15 protein-coding genes and 1 riboswitch are annotated in these 17,886 nt (G+C 64.9%); of the genes, 8 read left to right on the top strand and 7 right to left on the bottom strand.

The window, feature by feature from the left end; genetic code table 11:
- Nucleotides 1-56: 56 nt before the first annotated feature.
- The 3 genes from FAS41_RS22035 to FAS41_RS22025 form a co-directional block, all read right to left on the bottom strand.
- Nucleotides 57-2,216: an ATP-binding protein gene (locus FAS41_RS22035; protein WP_138525547.1), complete on the bottom strand. Its 2,160-nt coding sequence runs from the start codon at nt 2,214-2,216 to the stop codon at nt 57-59.
- Nucleotides 2,201-3,418 carry a hypothetical protein gene (locus FAS41_RS22030; protein ID WP_138525546.1) on the bottom strand — a complete coding sequence of 406 codons (1,218 nt, stop codon included), beginning with the start codon at nt 3,416-3,418 and terminating at the stop codon, nt 2,201-2,203. The genes FAS41_RS22035 and FAS41_RS22030 overlap by 16 nt, the downstream gene beginning before the upstream one ends.
- A 267-nt stretch (nt 3,419-3,685) precedes the next feature.
- The gene (locus FAS41_RS22025; protein ID WP_138525545.1) at nt 3,686-4,492 is read right to left on the bottom strand and encodes a hypothetical protein; all 807 of its coding nucleotides are present in this window, start codon (nt 4,490-4,492) and stop codon (nt 3,686-3,688) included.
- Nucleotides 4,493-4,763: 271 nt separating this feature from the next.
- Between FAS41_RS22025 and metH the strand changes: the two genes are divergently transcribed.
- The 3 genes from metH (at nt 4,764) to FAS41_RS22010 (ending at nt 10,527) form a co-directional block, all read left to right on the top strand.
- Complete coding sequence (gene metH / locus FAS41_RS22020; RefSeq protein WP_138525544.1) at nt 4,764-8,456, top strand: methionine synthase; 3,693 nt, start codon at nt 4,764-4,766, stop codon at nt 8,454-8,456.
- A 189-nt stretch (nt 8,457-8,645) separates the two neighbouring features.
- Nucleotides 8,646-8,996 (top strand): 50S ribosome-binding protein YggL, encoded by a 351-nt coding sequence (locus FAS41_RS22015; protein WP_138525543.1) that lies wholly within the window; start codon nt 8,646-8,648, stop codon nt 8,994-8,996.
- A 169-nt stretch (nt 8,997-9,165) separates the two neighbouring features.
- Nucleotides 9,166-10,527 (top strand): FAD/NAD(P)-binding protein, encoded by a 1,362-nt coding sequence (locus FAS41_RS22010; protein WP_138525542.1) that lies wholly within the window; start codon nt 9,166-9,168, stop codon nt 10,525-10,527.
- A 72-nt stretch (nt 10,528-10,599) separates the two neighbouring features.
- Here the strand turns inward: FAS41_RS22010 and FAS41_RS22005 are convergent, their stop codons facing one another.
- The 4 genes from FAS41_RS22005 to FAS41_RS21990 all read right to left on the bottom strand — a co-directional run bounded on the left by FAS41_RS22005 (nt 10,600) and on the right by FAS41_RS21990 (nt 12,599).
- The gene (locus FAS41_RS22005) at nt 10,600-10,959 is read right to left on the bottom strand and encodes a hypothetical protein (RefSeq protein WP_138525541.1); all 360 of its coding nucleotides are present in this window, start codon (nt 10,957-10,959) and stop codon (nt 10,600-10,602) included.
- Between the two features lie 71 nt (nt 10,960-11,030).
- Nucleotides 11,031-11,441, bottom strand: a complete 411-nt coding sequence (locus tag FAS41_RS22000) for a roadblock/LC7 domain-containing protein (protein WP_138525540.1) — start codon at nt 11,439-11,441, stop codon at nt 11,031-11,033.
- A 31-nt stretch (nt 11,442-11,472) separates the two neighbouring features.
- A complete protein-coding gene (locus FAS41_RS21995) occupies nt 11,473-12,003 on the bottom strand; it encodes a GTP-binding protein (protein ID WP_138525539.1) in 531 nt (176 codons plus the stop codon).
- Nucleotides 12,000-12,599 (bottom strand): hypothetical protein, encoded by a 600-nt coding sequence (locus FAS41_RS21990; protein ID WP_138525538.1) that lies wholly within the window; start codon nt 12,597-12,599, stop codon nt 12,000-12,002. The genes FAS41_RS21995 and FAS41_RS21990 overlap by 4 nt, the downstream gene beginning before the upstream one ends.
- A 121-nt stretch (nt 12,600-12,720) precedes the next feature.
- A riboswitch (cyclic di-GMP riboswitch) is annotated at nt 12,721-12,808 on the bottom strand.
- Between the two features lie 230 nt (nt 12,809-13,038).
- Between FAS41_RS21990 and FAS41_RS21985 the strand changes: the two genes are divergently transcribed.
- The 5 genes from FAS41_RS21985 to FAS41_RS21965 all read left to right on the top strand — a co-directional run bounded on the left by FAS41_RS21985 (nt 13,039) and on the right by FAS41_RS21965 (nt 17,826).
- Entirely contained in the window at nt 13,039-14,364 is a 1,326-nt protein-coding gene (locus FAS41_RS21985) for an MATE family efflux transporter (RefSeq protein ID WP_138525537.1), read from the top strand.
- 48 nt (nt 14,365-14,412) lie between these two features.
- On the top strand, nt 14,413-14,628 hold the full coding sequence (locus tag FAS41_RS21980) for a DUF2970 domain-containing protein (RefSeq protein ID WP_138525536.1): 216 nt from the start codon (nt 14,413-14,415) through the stop codon (nt 14,626-14,628).
- A gap of 315 nt (nt 14,629-14,943) precedes the next feature.
- Nucleotides 14,944-15,441, top strand: a complete 498-nt coding sequence (locus FAS41_RS21975; protein WP_138525535.1) for a PaaI family thioesterase — start codon at nt 14,944-14,946, stop codon at nt 15,439-15,441.
- A gap of 239 nt (nt 15,442-15,680) precedes the next feature.
- Nucleotides 15,681-17,339: a nitrite/sulfite reductase gene (locus tag FAS41_RS21970; protein WP_138525534.1), complete on the top strand. Its 1,659-nt coding sequence runs from the start codon at nt 15,681-15,683 to the stop codon at nt 17,337-17,339.
- On the top strand, nt 17,323-17,826 hold the full coding sequence (locus FAS41_RS21965) for a DUF934 domain-containing protein (RefSeq protein WP_138525533.1): 504 nt from the start codon (nt 17,323-17,325) through the stop codon (nt 17,824-17,826). The genes FAS41_RS21970 and FAS41_RS21965 overlap by 17 nt, the downstream gene beginning before the upstream one ends.
- Nucleotides 17,827-17,886 lie beyond the last annotated feature (60 nt).

Here is a 17,886-nt window from a genome sequence, read left to right as displayed (position 1 = left end):
CCAGTAACGCCGGCAAGTCTACCAACTCGCAGCCTCCGCGGCTCCGCGCCTTTTGGCTAGCGTGCGTCGCGCTCCAGAGTGGACAGCTCGTGGCGCAGCAGCACTGGCAGCTCAGCGACCTCGAATTGTCCGACGAACAGCGGCACAGCGAACTCGTAGCCATCGCCGCTGCGCTTGAGTACGAAGGCCAGTTGCAACCGCGCCAGGGAAGCCTTGAGCGCCACGGCGTCGATACGCTCGCCGAACAGTTCGATCAGCCGTGACAGGCTGGTGCCGGCGTGCTGTGCGCAGTGGTAGACGATGATCCGATCCAGGCGACAGGCCGTCTCGTCCTGGCTCAGGCGACCCCAGCCCGCCAGCGCATCCTGGACAGCCTGGGAGGCCAGCGCGCCCCTGAGTTGCAGCCGCTCGATCACCCGTGCTCCCGGCGGCAAAGCTTCCAGGCACTCCTGGCAGAGAATGGCGACCAGGTTGGCGCGCTGGCCGCTGGCGTCCACCAGATCCTCCAGCAAGGTGTCGCTGGCGAAACCCAGCCGCAGGCGGGCCAGGGGCACGCTGGCCAGCTCGCGGCAAGCCTGGCGCTCCAGCGCACCGATGGTCAGCACCTCGCCGAAGTTGCGCAGCGGCGACTGATAATCCAGCACGGCGGTGGCATAGAGGTCCCAGAATCCGGCGAGCATGAACCAGCAACGGCCCTCCTCGCTCAGCGCCCGAAGGGTCGAGAGCTGCGGATACCCCTTGGCTGCCTCGTCACGGAAGAACAGATCGGCTTCGTCGATCAGCAGGAACAGGCGTTTGCCAGCCTGCTGCGTTTGAATGTGCTCGATGACCGCTTCCAGCGGACTGTCCGCTGGCAAGCCGAACTGCAGCGCCAGCCGTGGCGTGAGGCGGTGGTCGCGTAGCGACACGTAGTGACAGACCATCTGCGGATGGTCCTCCAGGCGCCGCTGAACGGCCTTGAGCAGGCTGCTCTTGCCCAGCTGTCGGCCACCGACCACCAGGTAGTTGGCCGGCTCGCGGTTGAGGACCCGCGCCAGCAACTGGTCGCGGCCGAAAAACGAGCTGGCGCGCACCACGCCGCCCCGCGTCTGGTAGGGCGAGATGCGGGTCAGCCGCAGTTGTGCAGCGAGCAGACGCAACAACAGGTCGCCCGGATTGCCGGCGAGCAACCATTGGGTCTGTTCGTGGGCATCGACGGCAACGCAGAGGTTGGCAGTATCCGCGCAGTACTTCAGCAATTGCCCCTGCCGCTCGCCCAGCAGTACCAGCATCACGTCGAGGCCGGTGTGGGAAACGCGCAGGTGCTGGAGGATGCGGGTTTCGCTGTCTTCCGGGGCCGGCACGTAGACCAGGCAGCGGTCCAGCGAAACCGGCACGTCGTCAGGCAGCTTCCACTCGAACACCCGTCCCGGCAGCGACCAGCCCCAGCTCACCTGGCAACTGGCACCCAACGCCAGCGCCAGTGCCTGGACGCGCTGCTCCGCCTCGGCGCCCACGTAGGCCAGCGCTTGCTGCCAACGCTGTGCATCGATGCCAGCGGCACGCAGGGTTGCCCTGCGCCGCCCAAGCAGACCGAGCAGGCGGTCAACCCTGGGCAGGTCCGCCGGTGGCATGTCCAGCAGACGCTGCGGGCGCAACTGCACCGGCCCGAGCAAGGGATGACGGAACAGCAGGAGCAGCGCAGCGATGACAAACAGCAGCGCGCAGATGATCACCAACCAACGCAGGTTTTCCACCAGCGGGCTGTCGCTGGATGCCTCTGTCCCGGAGTCCAGGCAGAAGTTCATCAGGTAGCGCGAGGGAACCGGCGGGGTCCCTGGCCGGCAACTCCACTCGCTGCTGCGCGGCGGCATGTCGACGATGACTTGCCTGCCAGCCAGGTCGCCCAGTTCGCTACGATCCTCAACGGTCATCAGCAGGCGCTGTGGCTGTGGCGAAACGACTTTCAGCACGGGGTGCTCGATGGGCGGCGCGTAGGCGAGGATGTCCTTGGGCCACTGACCCTCGATCTGCTGCGCCTCCATCATCGCCGTGCGCCAGGCCGTCATTTCGCCGAAGAACTGTTCGAAAGCCACATTGCCCAGCGCCGCGTCGCGGGTGAACGGATTGAGCCGCGGCGCCAGAACGGCGCTGACCAGCAGGAAAGTGATGCTGGCAATGATCAGCAGGCGCTTGTAGCTCACCGCGCCACCTTGCCGGCTCAGCCCTCGACGCATGCGTCCAGCACCTGGCGGCCGGTCTGGCGGATGATCTCGCAGCGCCACACCAGACGCGCCGAGTCACCCTGGCCACGGATGGTGATGAGGTTGTTCCAGAACAGTCGGCGCAACTCGCCATCGGCCAGGTACGGGCTGGCGCGGCCCAGATCCAGTGCGTCCAGGCGCAAGCGCAGTCGCTCGCGCGAACTGTCGGTGTCCGCCAGTGGCAGGAAGGCCTGCCAGAGCCGGGCACTGCGCGACAACAGGTCGTGCAGCGCCTGGCGCGAGTCCGGGGTCAGCGCGGCGAATTGCACCAGCCACTCCAACCCCTCCTCCGCCAGCGCCGGGTGGCCGCCGCAGCTTTCCAGCAGCTCACCCAGCATGGCCTGGTCGAAACGCCGCTCGGGCCAGCGGCGCTGGGCGAGCAGCGTCAGGTCGGCCAGGGTCAGCTCGGACCAGTGGCTGACCTGGGCGATGTTCAGCAGCGACAAGTCGCCGCTGCGGTACTTCAGGTCGGCCAGGGCTTCCCCACCACACAGCAGCAGATGCAGTCGGCCACAGTGCATCTCGCTCAAGCTGCGCAGGATGCCCGCAAGCATTTCGCGTAATTGCGGAGTGCCCTGTTCGAAACGGCTGACCAGGCAGAACAGTCGCTCGCCGGCCAACAGGCGGCGCTCCAGGGCTGCTTCGAAGTCATAGTCCGAAGTGATATCGGCGAAGCCGCACTGGCGGCCGATGGCGGCGAAGTAGTCGCTGCTGGCGGTGCTGGCGCTGTAGGGCGGCTGGATGTGCAGCACCGACGGCTCGCCGTAGAGCGCACGGGCGCGGGCCAGCAACTCCTGGCGGAACGGCGGCTGGCCCCAGTGCGCCTGGGAAAGCAGCAGGACAATGGGGTACGGCGTGAGCCGGCGCAGTTGCTCGAACAGCGCGTCGATGCAGGGCGCGAAGGGCACGCCACCGGTCGTCTCGGCCTGTAGCGGGAATTCCGGTTCGAAGCCCGCCGCACTGAACAGGCGGTTGGTTTCCAGCTCGGTCAGACGCAGGTAGCGGGCGCAGGCAATGAGCTTGTCGCGGGATTTGGGATTGGGCAGTGACAGGCCGTTGCGCCAGTTGTTCACCGCCTCGCGGCTCAGGCCGATTTCCGTTGCCACGCCCGAAGCGCTGGCGCGAATACGCCGCATGTAGAGCGTCAGCAGTTGCGAGAAAGCATCCGTGTCCAAGGTTGCCAGTCCATAGCTTGCGTGGGGCGGCCAGCTGCGCCGCACGCTCCATCCCCGCCGGACTTGCGATGCTGCCGGCTTCATGATCGAGTGGGCGCCCACGGCGCCCCGCCGAGGACGAGCAGGCAGATAGCCACTACCTTCTCGCCGCGCGCCAGCATACGCACGGCGGGGTTCCGCGCCTAGACGGGTGCGACAGCGTTTCGCTTTTGGCTGCGACGGATTTCGCATTTCGCGGCGGGAGAGCAGCGTGCCAGACACGGTGCGTCAGTCTGCGCCGTCAGCTGCCTCGGGTTCCTCGCGCTTTCCAGTCAGGTCGCTGTACTCGACCCAGCCATAGAGCAGCGGCAGGATGACGGCGAGCAGTACACCCAGCCCCAGCCACATCCAGAAGCCCTTGAAGAACACCAGCGCCAGCACGGTGAGGATCACCGCGTGCAGCAAGCCCTTGGCCATCTGCCAGAGCACCAGTCCGGTCTTGATCACTCCGCCGGGGCCGACACCGGTCTGGCGCGCCACCTTGGCGATCTCGGCGATCCCCTCCACCAGCACCTTGGCGTTCTCCTCGTGCTCGCGCTCCTCTTCGATCAGCTGGCGCAAGGGTACCGGGCGCGTCACGCAGACGCTCGTGTCTTCCTCGCCATCCTCATGACGTGCATCCAGCTGCACGCTGACGATGGGCTCGATGAAGGGTTCGCGATGGTAAAGGTCCGAGCGATTCACCAACTTGCCATCGAGGAAGTGGTGGCGCTGGGTCTCGCCGACTTGGCTATGGAAGACCTCGATCACGGCGGCACGCAGCCCCTGCTCGAACAGGCTTTCCAGCAACGCCAGCGGCAGGTTGGCGCGTACCGAAGTGTCGAAGTCCAGGCGAATGTACTCGGGCTGCGCGCTGAACTGCTGGTTGAACCAGACCTCCTCCCAGATGCCGCCAAGGTCCACGCCGAGGCGCTGCTGGTAGCCGCGGGATTTTTCCTGGTCGCCTCGCATCAGGTTGACCAGCGAAAGCACGCACAGCTCGTGCGGGCCCTGCTCCTTGAAGAACAGCATCAGGGTGTTGGCGTTCTGCGACATGGGTGTCTCCTTGCGTCCGGAATCCTTAGGTAGGCGGTCAGCGACGCGAAACTTCCTCATCCTTGCCGCCCGGTACCGTGAATTCTTCCAGCAAGCCCGCCGTCAGGCAGTTCCGGACTTGTCAGGTCCGCTCAGGGCGCGGTTGACACCACGTCAAGCCACACCCCGCATCAACATGAATGAAATTCATGGAAAACCGCGGGCCACCGGAAAGCCGTGCAGCTTTGCTATCATCAGCGACCTTTCGTCACGCCCTTTTCCAGGTATTCCAATGATCGACCGTGCCGCACGCCTGCAAGCCCTCCAGCAAGCCCTCAAGGAGCGCATCCTGATCCTCGACGGCGGCATGGGCACCATGATCCAGAGCTACAAGCTGCAGGAAGAGGATTACCGTGGCGCGCGCTTCGCCGACTGGCCGAGCGACGTGAAGGGCAACAACGACCTGCTGCTGCTCAGCCGCCCGGACGTCATCCAGGCCATCGAGAAGGCCTATCTGGACGCTGGCGCGGACATCCTCGAGACCAACACCTTCAACGCCACCCGCGTGTCCCAGGCCGACTACGACATGCAGGAACTGGCCTACGAGATGAACGTGGAAGGTGCGCGCCTGGCCCGTGAAGTCGCCGACGCCAAGACCGCCGAAACCCCGGACCGACCGCGCTTCGTCGCCGGCGTCCTCGGCCCGACCAGCCGCACCTGCTCGATTTCCCCGGACGTCAACGACCCCGGCTTCCGCAACGTCACCTTCGACGAGCTGGTGGAGAACTACAGCGAATCCACCCGCGGCCTGATCGAAGGCGGCGCGGACCTGATCCTGATCGAGACCATCTTCGACACCCTCAACGCCAAGGCGGCGATCTTCGCCGTGCAGGGCGTGTATGAAGAGCTGGGCGTCGAGCTGCCGATCATGATCTCCGGCACCATCACCGATGCCTCCGGCCGCACCCTGTCGGGCCAGACCACCGAAGCCTTCTGGAACTCGGTGCGCCACGCCAACCCGATCTCCGTCGGCCTGAACTGCGCCCTGGGCGCAAAAGAGCTGCGCCCCTACCTGGAAGAACTGGCGACCAAGGCCGGGACCCACGTCTCCGCGCACCCCAACGCCGGTCTGCCCAACGCCTTCGGCGAATACGACGAGACCCCGGCGGAAATGGCCGTGGTCGTGGAGGAGTTCGCCGCCTCGGGCTTCCTCAACATCATCGGCGGCTGCTGCGGCACCACACCGGGCCACATCGAAGCCATCGCCAAGGCCGTGGCCAAGTACGCGCCGCGGGCCATTCCGGAAATCCCCCGCGCCTGCCGCCTGTCCGGCCTTGAGCCCTTCACCATCGACCGCAACTCGCTGTTCGTGAACGTCGGCGAGCGCACCAACATCACCGGCTCGGCCAAGTTCGCCCGGCTGATCCGCGAGGAGAACTACGCCGAAGCGCTGGAAGTGGCGCAGCAGCAGGTGGAAGCCGGCGCCCAGGTGATCGACATCAACATGGACGAGGGCATGCTGGACTCGAAGGCCGCCATGGTTCGATTCCTCAACCTGATCGCCTCCGAGCCGGACATCTCCCGCGTGCCGATCATGATCGACTCCTCCAAGTGGGAAGTGATCGAAGCAGGCCTGAAGTGCATCCAGGGCAAGGGCATCGTCAACTCCATCTCCATGAAGGAAGGTGTCGAGCAGTTCAAGCACCACGCCCGTCTGTGCAAGCGCTACGGCGCCGCCGTGGTGGTGATGGCCTTCGACGAAGCCGGCCAGGCCGACACCCAGGCGCGCAAGGAAGAAATCTGCCAGCGCTCCTACGACATCCTGGTCAACGAAGTGGGCTTCCCGCCGGAAGACATCATCTTCGACCCGAACATCTTCGCGGTCGCCACCGGCATCGAGGAACACAACAACTACGCGGTGGACTTCATCGAGGCTTGCGCGTACATCCGCGACAACCTCCCCTACGCCCTGACCTCGGGCGGGGTGTCCAACGTGTCCTTCTCGTTCCGCGGCAACAACCCGGTGCGCGAGGCGATCCACTCGGTATTCCTCTACTACGCCATCCAGAACGGCCTGACCATGGGCATCGTCAATGCCGGCCAGCTGGAAATCTACGACGAGATCCCGCAGGAACTGCGCGACAAGGTCGAGGACGTGGTGCTCAACCGCAGCCCGGACGCCACCGAGGCGCTGCTGGCCATCGCCGACAACTACAAGGGCGGCGGCGCAGTCAAGGAAGTCGAGAACGAGGAGTGGCGCAGCCATAGCGTCGAGAAACGCCTGGAACACGCACTGGTCAAAGGCATCACCACCTATATCGTCGAGGACACCGAGGAGTGCCGGCAGAAATGCGCGCGCCCCATCGAGGTCATCGAAGGCCCGCTGATGAACGGCATGAACGTGGTCGGCGACCTGTTCGGCGCCGGCAAGATGTTCCTTCCGCAGGTGGTGAAGTCCGCCCGCGTGATGAAACAGGCGGTGGCCCACCTGATCCCCTTCATCGAGGCGGAGAAAGGCGACAAGCCCGAGGCCAAGGGCAAGATCCTCATGGCCACGGTGAAGGGCGACGTCCACGACATCGGCAAGAACATCGTCGGCGTGGTGCTGGGCTGCAACGGGTACGACATCGTCGACCTGGGCGTGATGGTCCCGGCCGAGAAGATCCTGCAGACTGCCCGCGAACAGAAGTGCGACATCATCGGCCTGTCCGGCCTGATCACGCCGTCGCTGGACGAGATGGTCCACGTCGCCAAGGAAATGCAGCGGCAGAACTTCAGCCTGCCGCTGCTAATCGGTGGCGCCACCACTTCCAAGGCGCACACCGCGGTGAAGATCGACCCGCAGTACAGCAACGACGCCGTGGTCTACGTCACCGACGCCTCCCGCGCGGTGGGCGTGGCGACCACCCTGCTGTCCAAGGAAATGAAGCCCGAGTACACCCGCAAGCTGCGCGAAGAGTACGCGGAAGTTCGCGAGCGCACCGCCAACCGCAGCGCGCGCACCGAACGCCTGAGCTACGAGCAGGCCATCGCCGCCAAGCCGAAGTTCGACTGGGCAGGTTACCAGCCGCCGGTGCCGAGCTTCACCGGCGTCAAGGTGCTGGATGACATCGACCTCAACGTGCTGGCCGAGTACATCGACTGGACGCCCTTCTTCATCTCCTGGGACCTGGCCGGCAAGTATCCGCGAATCCTCACCGACGAAGTCGTGGGCGAAGCGGCGACCAGCCTGTTCAACGACGCCCAGGCGATGCTGAAGAAGCTGATCGACGAGAAGCTCATTCGCGCCAAGGCTGTCTTCGGCTTCTGGCCGGCCAACCAGGTGCACCACGACGACCTGGAAGTCTACGGCGACGACGGCCACAAGCTGGCCACCCTGCACCACCTGCGCCAGCAGACCATCAAGCCCGACGGCAAGCCGAACTTCAGCCTGGCCGACTTCGTCGCGCCCAAAGACAGTGGCGTGAAGGACTACGTCGGCGGCTTCATCACCACCGCCGGCATCGGCGCCGAGGAAGTGGCCAAGGCCTACGAGGCCAAGGGCGACGACTACAACGCGATCATGGTCAAGGCCCTCGCCGACCGCCTCGCCGAAGCCTGCGCCGAGTGGCTGCACGAGCGTGTACGCAAGGACTACTGGGGCTACCAGCCCGAGGAGCACCTGGACAACGAGGCGCTGATCAAGGAGCAGTACGTCGGCATCCGCCCGGCCCCCGGCTACCCGGCATGCCCGGACCACACCGAGAAAGGCACGCTGTTCAAGCTGCTCGATCCCAAGGGCCTGTCCGGCGTCACCCTGACCGAACACTACGCCATGTTCCCCGCTGCCGCTGTCAGCGGCTGGTACTTCGCCCATCCGCAGGCGCAGTACTTTGCCGTGGGTAAGGTCGACAAGGACCAGATCGAACGCTACAGCGCGCGCAAGGATCAGGAAATCACCACCAGCGAGCGCTGGCTGTCGCCGAACCTGGGTTACGACAACTGATCTGACGCCCCACGCCGCGGCCGGACACCCCCGGTCGCGGCGAATTCGTCAGCGCCTTCCGGGTCTGCGGAAAACCTTCGCTGCACTTCCTGTGCGGATGCGGGATAATCCCACCATCCTGGGCACCCCGGGGTCACAACGGATCGAAGCTGGCCACCCGCCAGGCTTCCGCTGACGAGAGAAACACCGATGAAATACCTCACCCCCGAACAAATGGCCAAGCCGCGCAAACGCCGCCTGCTGAAGAAACTGCGCCTGGGCGAGTTCCAGGAGTTCGGCTTCAGCCTGGAAGTGAACTACACCGGCGACCTGGATGACGTGCTCGATCAGTGGATCGCGTTCGTCGAGTCCGAGGGCTGGGTCTTCGTCGGCGGCGCTACCGAAGACGGTGAGTTCACCGGCTATCTGTGCCTGAACGCCGTCGGCAGCCTGACCGAAGCCGACCGCGAAACCACCCGCCTGTGGCTGGAAAAGCAATCCTGGGCCAAGTCCTTCGAACTGGGCGATCTGAGCGACTGCTGGCACGGCCTGTTCGAGTAAGTCCCGACAGAAAGGCGACCCCAAAGTCGCCTTTCTGTTATTTCCCCGGCATTTACCCAGTTCGCGCATCGGACTCGTTTGACGTGGGCCAAGATTTTCGCGGCCCCCCGGTTGCCAGTCACGCCTCGCTCTGCGACCCTGCCCCGGTCCGAAACAGGGAGCGGGTTGCATGGAACACATCGCCATCATCGGCAGCGGTTTTTGCGGTACAGCGCTGGCCATCCAGTTGCTTCGCAACGCCAAGGGGCCGCTGCGCCTCAGCCTGATCAATCGCTCCGGGCGGCTGGCCCGCGGTCTCGCCTACGGCACCCGTTCCGCCAGCCACATCCTCAATGTGCCCGCCGAGCGCATGAGCCTGTTCCCCGACCAGCCTTCGGACTTTCTCGACTTCGCTCGCCGGCAGATGCCCGAGGCGAACCCCGGAGACTTCCTGCCACGACGTTTCTACGGCGACTACCTGCAGGACCGCCTCGGCCAGGCGATAGCCGAAGCCGCACCGGGAGTACGCTTTAGCAGTCTGTGCGAACAAGTACTGGAGCTGAACGAGCAGGGGGATTACCTGCACCTGCTGCTGGATAACGGCCAGCATCTGGACAGCCGCAAGGTAGTCATCGCCACCGGCAACTTCGCCCCCGCAACCCCAGCCCCTCTGAAAGCGCTCGAAAGCGATCCGCGCTACCTGCGCGACCCCTGGGCCCCTGGCGTGCTGGAGAGCATTCCGTCCGACGCCAGAATCCTGCTGCTGGGTACCGGGCTAACCATGTACGACATGGCCCTCGCCCTGCAGGACCAAGGCCATCGCGGCTCGCTGCTGGCGCTGTCGCGCCGATCCCTGCTACCTCAGGCGCACCGCGACAATACCAGCCACCCCGTGCTGCCCGAGCTCCCACCGACCTTCCTCGACCAGATGGGACTGAACGAACGGTTGCGCCGACTGCGAAGCCTGATTCGTCAGGCCACAGAGGACGGCCACGACTGGCGCGACGTGATCGCCGCCTTGCGCCCGGCAACACCACAGCTCTGGCAAGCACTAAACGACAAGGAACGTGACCGCTTCCTGCGCCATCTGCAGCCTTACTGGGACGTTCATCGCCACCGCGCCGCGCCACCGGTAGCGCAACGGATCAACGACCTGCGCGACAGTGGGCAACTGCGAATCCAGGCTGGCCGGGTCATTGCAGCGAGCGCCAATGCGCAAGGCATCTTGCTCGACATCCGCCCCAGAGGCGCGTCGCAATCAGCCGCGCAGCACTTTGACTACCTGATCAACTGCACCGGCCCCTGTACCAACCTGCGCACCGTCAGCGAGCCCCTGCTCTGCGGCTTGCTCGACCGCGGAGTCATTTGTCAGGACAGCCAGCAACTGGGACTCGAAACCGACGCCCACTATCGCTTGCGCAATGCCCGAGGCGTTGTCCATCCTGATCTGTACCTCCTCAGCCCGATGCTGCGCGCCAGCCACTGGGAGGCCACTGCGGTCCCGGAATTGCGCGGCCATGCCGCGCAGTTGGCGCAACTCCTGCTCAGCTGAAACGAAGCTGGCCCGTGTCGGGCCAGCGGGTTGCACATCAGGGAACGGGCAGAAGCCTCCTGCCTGCCCGCCTCAGATCGCCATCTGCCCCTCCACCTCCTGCAACTTGCGCCGCGCCAGCGCCAGGTTCGCTTTCACCTTGTCCAGCACGTAGTACATGAACACGCCCTCATGCTTCGCCATCGGGCGGATGATGTGGTACTGCCGGCCGAGGGTGATGAGGATGTCCTCGATCACATCATTGAGCGCCAGCGACTTCATGGTCTTGAGCTTGGCACGGACTACTTCGGTATTGCCCGCCGCGGCCAGTTCCAGGTCCACGCCACAACCGGCCTGCCCGAGCAGCATGCCGCTCTTGGCATCCACCACGGCCGACGCCAGGGCACCATCCAGGTTCAGCAGTTCGTCCAGCGATTGTTGCAGTGCTGCCATAGCGATTACTCCTTGAGTGCGCGTCCTGTTATAGGGGCCCCGCGGCCGCGCGCGCCGCGATGCCTTTTGTCTCAGCCGGCCAGCGAAACATCCGCCAGCCGAGTTGCGGTTCGCTTTGCCTGGTAGAGCACCTGGCCCAACATCTCCTCGCGGTCGGCGACCAGGTTGAGGATCATCGGGTGGCTCGGGTGCGGGATGTCGACGATGACGATGTAGCCTTCGCTCGCTTCGACTATCACGTTCTGGTGCGGCCCGACTTCACTCTCCTGGCCCACCATCGCGCCGAGGGCCGAGATCGAGCAGGCCATGGCCGCCAGCTTGGAAACCTCCAGCCCCTTGCCGGCACGGGAGGCCACTTCAAAACCGTCAGTCGTGGCGATCACCGCCGCGCTCAGACGGCCCAGGCTGTCGCCCAGTTCGTCCAGCGCCAGCTCGGCGTCGCGACGCAGTCTTTCCGGCAGGCCCATCAGGACAGGTTCCATGGTCGACTCCAATCGATTGCAAAATTCAGCCTCAGGCTGCCGTGCATTCCAGTTGCAGCAGGAGCAGGTCGAGCAGCAGTCGCACCTGCTCTGCTTCGCGTACATCCACTTCCACCACCGGGAAGGCATACCCGGCCTGTGCCAAGGCAGCGGCGTAGTCGTCCAGGCTGGGGCTGGGGTTGCCCGGCAAGCGGCCGACGCCGACCACGCAGGGCGCCTGGGCGATGCAATCGGCGAAACCGTCGAGGTAGACGCGCAGGTCCCCCAGCGGATCAGGCCGTGAGTTGTCGATCAGGATCACCAGGCCGAGCGCGCCGCGGGCAAGGATTCCCCACATGAAGGCGAAGCGGGCCTGACCGGGAGTGCCATACAGGCGCAGGCGCTCGTCCGGGCCAAGAACCACTTCGCCGTAGTCCAGGCCGACCGTGGTGCGCGCCTTGTCCAGGCTGGGATCGTTGTTCTGTACGTCGGTGCTGACCGGGTCGATATCGCTGATCGCGGCAATGGCGGTGGTCTTGCCGGCGCCCATGGTGCCGGTGAAGAGGATCTTGTATTCCCTCATCGGCTGGCCTCCACCGCCCCGCCCAGGCCCAAGTGACGGCGGATACGTGCCAGCAGGCCAATGGGAGCAGCAGTTTGCTGCGCAGCTGCGACGGGAATGGCCTGACTGTGTTGAAGCATCTCCTGCGCGGCCATCAGGCGGACAAAGCTCTCCGCCACCGTGCGCGGCACGCCGGAGCGCTCGCATAGCTCGTCCAGGCTCATGGTCCGGGCACAGAGCAACGTGGCCAGGCGTACGTAGCGATGATCTCCCTGGAGCAGGGAGGCTGCTGGCCAGTGCTTCAGGCGTAGCGTGGCGCCAAGCGCCTCTATGGGTCGCTGGCCAATGGCACGGGCGGCGCGCTCAAGACAGTCGAAGACTTCACTGGCGCGCAGCGGCCAGTGCACCCAGAAAGGCTCGCCCTCGGCGGTGCGCAACTGGACGCGCGGCGCGCCCTCCTCACCCTCGACCACCAAGTCGGCCGGGCCGTCGACATAAGCCCAACTCGCCAACGTACGGCCGCTGAGCAGACCGACAATGGACTTGAAGACCACCTGATCTCGCAACGCCATGCGGGCGAACCCGTAGGTGTACTGAAGCTGGTACGGCTGATTCATCGGCGCGCTCCCTTTGGCCAACAAACACCATCAACCTGCACGGGTTGATCAGGAGGCTCACCGGGACGTTGGAAGATGCCGAGCGCAAGCTCGCAGAGGGCGCGGACGAACGTCCGGCCTGCTTGGCAACCCCGCGGTCATGGCCCTTCCGGGCTGTAGATCGGTGGCTTTGCGTCCCTGGCTTTCGCACAGGTTTGCCCTGGTCAATTGAGTCTCAGCGTAGTACGCCGCCTGCATTCGCCAAGGCGAAAAAACGTGATACACCTCACACAAATATCGGAAATATCGCCGGGCCAACTTCGCAGTATTCGTAGGCACATTACGTTCTGAATGGGGGGCGGGGACCGGACGGATCAGCTAGGATTTCCACAGTGGCGCCCTACCGGCACGGGCCCGCTGGACGTCCACACAAAGCCGGAGCTCACTGCCCAGAGACGCCATGCTAGAGCGCCAGCGGTTCCAGAATATTCTCAGCCTGGGCCTGCCGATCATCGGCGGGATGCTCAGCCAGAGCCTGCTCAACCTGGTGGATGCGGCGATGGTCGGGCACCTCGGAGAAAAGTCCCTGGCCGGAGTCGGCATCGGCAGTTACGCCAACTTCGTCGCCATCTCCCTGGTGATGGGCCTGGGCGCCGGCGTACAGGCGCTGGTTGCGCGCCGCCGCGGCGAAGGCCGCAACGATGAATTGGCCGCGCCGCTGAATTGCGGGCTTCTGGTAGCGCTGGGGCTGTCACTGCCAATCACGCTGATCTGCCTGCTGTTCGCCGAGCCTATCGTCCGAGCTCTATCCAGCGACCCCGAAGTACTCGCGGTCGGCATCCCCTACTTCGAATGGCGCGCACTGTCGGTACTCGCCGTCGGACTGAACTTCTCCTTCCGCGGCTACTGGAACGGCACCCGGCGCTCAGGCATGTACATGCGTACCCTGGTGGTGATGCACCTGGCCAACGCAGCGATCAGCTACAGCCTGATCCACGGCTTGTTCGGCCTGCCGCAAATGGGCGCCGTTGGCAGCGGCCTGGGCACGACACTGGCACTGTACATCGGCTCCCTGATCTACGCCTGGATCACCTGGCGCGACGCCCGCGCCCAGGGCTTGCGTGCGAGCCTGCCCAGCGAACGCGACGTTCGCACCCTGCTACGCCTGTCGCTGCCCAACTCGCTGCAGCAGTTCTTCTTCGCCGCCGGCATCACCCTGCTGTTCTGGATCATCGCCCAGGTCGGCACCCGCGAGCTGGCGGTGGCTCACGTACTGATCAACCTGGCGCTGTTCCTGATTCTCCCCGGCGTCGGCCTGGGTATGGCTGCGACCACCCTGGTCAGCCAGAGCATGGGCGAGCGCGATTTCGACAGCGCGCATCGCTGGGGCTGGGACGTGGTGAAGGTGGCGGCCTGCGGCCTGGCGCTGCTGGGCGCGCCGTTCTGGATTTTCCCCGAGTCCATCCTGCAATTGTTCGTCAGCGATCCTGCGCTGATCGAACTGGGCCGGGTGCCGCTGATGCTCACCGGCATGGGCATGGTGATCGACGCCACGGCGCTGGTGCTGACCCAGGCGCTGCTCGGCGCGGGTGCCGTACGCACGGTGATGGCAGTGAGCCTCGGCAACCAGTGGCTGTTCTTCCTGCCCCTGGCCTACCTGGTCGGCCCGGTGCTGGGCGGCGGGCTGCTGGCAATCTGGAGCATGCAGATTCTCCAGCGCGGACTGGCCTCGGCGATCTTCGCGGTGATGTGGCAGAAACGCCAGTGGACGCAGATCGAACTCTAGCGCTCGCGCCCTCAGGAGCTAGTCTTGCAGGCAAAAGGAGGACCAACGATGGACGAGCAACAGAACAAGCCGCCGACCTTCTGGCAGATGCTCCACAGCGTGCTGGCCGCGGCCTTCGGCGTACAGAGCGGACGCAATCGCGCGCGCGACTTCACCCACGGCAAGCCCAGTCATTTCATCGCCATGGGCATTCTCTTCACGCTGGTCTTCGTGTTGCTGCTCTACGGGCTGGTGCAGTTGGTGCTGCATTTCGCCGGGCTGTAGATAAGCCGGGCGAGGGAGGAGGTACCGGGCGGGCCGCAGGACGACCCGCCGGCACCGCTGTCACTGGTGGCTGACCCAGAACACTGCGGTCGCGACCACCAGCAGGATCAGGATGAATGCGGCGCGGGCATCGACGACACTGTCGCTGGTCTTGTTGGACGACTCTTCGCTCATGTTTCCCCCATCTTCTCGTTATTGGCTGAAGGACCACAGGCAAGAGTTAAGACCAGCCCTGCCCGCTGCTCAAGGAACCGCCCCTTTCCGTCGCCGCGCAAATGCCGTTAGGCTGCTGGCTCCATAAGAACAAGCGAGTGGATTAAGCACGTGGACTCACTGCAAGACACTGTCGCGCCGGAAGGCGTCTGCTACGGCTGCGGAGGCAGCAACCCGCACGGACTTCACATCAAGAGCCGCTGGCACGAGGACGGCATCCACGTCATCGCCGAGCACCTGCCCGAAGCCAAGTACTGCGGCTGGCCGGAGCTGGTCTACGGCGGCCTGATCGCCATGCTGGTGGACTGCCACTCGAACTGGACCGCCATGGCCTACCACTATCGCGCCGAAGGCCGCGAGCCGGGCAGCCTGCCGCGCATCGACTGCGTCACCGGCAACCTGGGCATCAAGTACATCAAGCCGACGCCCATGGGCGTGCCACTGACCCTCAAGGCCTACGTCGAGGGCGAAGTCGGCCGCAAGAGCCGGATCATCTGCGAGGTCTATGCCGGCGACGTGCTGACCTGCGTCGGTGACTCGATCTTCGTCCGTGTCGACACCTCACAATTGCGCGACGCCGCCCACGGGCGCGAAGCCTGATCACCGCATAAAAAGTGCTAAGCGCAGCGGCACACCGATGTCCGCGCAAGCCGCCGCCACGCCTGTGTTTCAGGCCTGGCGCGGCTTAGATCGGAAAGTTCTCGCCATATACTCAAACATCACTTTTGCGCATATTCCTGAACTGGTATCGTGCGCCCCACTCCGCGTGGAGCGCGTTGCCGTGCGCGCTGGGAAACGCAATACGCCCTGAGCGCTATAGCCTGACAGCAGGATGATTCATGTACGTATATGACGAATACGATCAGAGGATCGTAGAGGATCGCGTCAAGCAGTTCCGCGATCAGACCCACCGTTACCTGGCGGGCGAACTGACCGGCGAGGAATTCCGCCCGCTGCGTCTGCAGAATGGCCTGTACATCCAGCGCTACGCGCCCATGCTGCGAGTGGCTGTGCCTTACGGCCTGCTGAACTCCCAGCAGGTTCGCAAGCTGGCGCAGATCGCCCGCGACTACGACAAGGGCTACGCGCACATCAGCACCCGCCAGAACGTCCAGTACAACTGGCCGGAACTGGAAGACGTGCCGGAAATCCTCGCGGAGCTGGCCACCGTGCAGATGCACGCGATCCAGACCAGCGGCAACTGCATCCGCAACACCACCACCGACCAGTTCGCCGGCGTCGCCCATGACGAACTGGTCGATCCGCGCCCCTGGTGCGAGATCATCCGCCAGTGGTCGACCTTCCACCCCGAATTCGCCCACCTGCCGCGCAAGTTCAAGATTGCCGTCAACGGCGCCGTGAGCGACCGCGCCGCCATCGAGGTGCACGACATCGGCCTGGAAGCGGTGCAGAACGAAGCCGGCGAGCTGGGCTTCCGCGTTTCCGTCGGCGGCGGCCTGGGCCGTACCCCGATCGTCGGCAACTTCATCAATGAATTCCTGCCGTGGAAACACCTGCTGTCCTACCTGGACGCCATCCTGCGCGTGTACAACCGCTATGGCCGTCGGGACAACAAGTACAAGGCGCGCATCAAGATCCTGGTGAAAGCGCTGACGCCGGAAGTCTTCGCCCAGAAGGTCGACGCCGAATGGGCGAACCTGAAGGATGGCCCGAGCACCCTGACCGACGCCGAATTGCAGCGCGTGGCCGCGCACTTCGTCGACCCGGCCTACCAGGCCCTGGAAAACCAGGACGCCGCCCTCGCCCAGCTCGACGCCGAGAACCCCGGCTTCGCCCGCTGGCGCACCCGCAACACCTTCGCCCACAAGAAGCCCGGCTACGTCGCCGTGACCCTGTCGCTCAAGCCCACGGGCGTTGCGCCCGGCGACATCACCGACAAGCAGCTGGACGTGGTCGCCGACCTGGCCGACCGCTACAGCTTCGGCGAAGTGCGCAACAGCCATAACCAGAACATCATCCTCGCCGACGTCGAACAGGCGCAGCTGTTCACCCTCTGGGGCGAACTGCGCGAGAACGGTTTCGCCACCCCGAACGTGGGCCTGCTGACCGACCTGATCTGCTGCCCGGGCGGTGACTTCTGCTCCCTGGCCAACGCCAAGTCGATCCCGGTGGCCGAAGCCATCCAGCGTCGCTTCGACGACCTGGACTACCTGTTCGACATCGGCGCCATCGACCTGAACATCTCCGGCTGCATGAACGCCTGCGGCCACCACCACGTCGGCCACATCGGCATCCTCGGTGTGGACAAGAAGGGTGAGGAGTTCTACCAGGTATCCCTGGGCGGTAGCGCCAGCCGTGACGCCAGCCTGGCGCAGATCCTCGGCCCATCCTTCGCCCAGGAGCAGATGGCCGACGTGATCGAGAAGATCATCAAGGTCTACGTGGAACAGCGCACCGAAGAGGAACGTTTCCTCGATACCTACCGTCGCATCGGCATCGATCCCTTCAAGGAGCGCGTATATGCAGCGAATCATTAAGAACCGCGAGGTCGTCGACGACCGCTGGCACCTGCTGCCCAAGGACGCAACCCTCGAGACCGTGCCCAACTGCGACGACGTGATCATCCCGCTGAACCTGTGGCTGGAACACGGCCCTGCGCTGCGCGGCCGTGACGGTGGCCTGGGCGTGTGGCTGGATGCGGAAGAAGAGCCCGAGGCCATCGCCGGTGATCTGGACAAGTTCCAGGTGATCGCCGTGAACTTCCCGGCCTTTACCGATGGCCGCGGTTTCAGCACCGCGCGCCTGCTGCGCGAGCGCTTCGGCTACCGGGGTGAAGTGCGCGCCATCGGCGATGTCCTGCGTGACCAGCTGTTCTTCATGCAGAGCTGTGGCTTCGACGCCTACGCCATCCGCGCCGACCGCGACCCGCAAGCAGCGCTGGCCGGCCTGGATGACTTCAGCGAGGTCTACCAGACCTCGGTGACCCAGCCGCAACCGCTGTTCCGTCGCCGCCAGCTGGCCTGATCCGGCCGACGGCTTCAGCAACATGAAAAAGCCCCGCACCGCGGGGCTTTTTCTTTGGCT

Source organism: Pseudomonas nicosulfuronedens, from assembly GCF_005877905.1.
Classification (GTDB): Bacteria; Pseudomonadota; Gammaproteobacteria; order Pseudomonadales; family Pseudomonadaceae; genus Pseudomonas; species Pseudomonas nicosulfuronedens.
The sequence above is the reverse complement of the archived record's forward strand: the minus strand, read 5'-3'. Positions and strand labels throughout refer to the sequence as shown.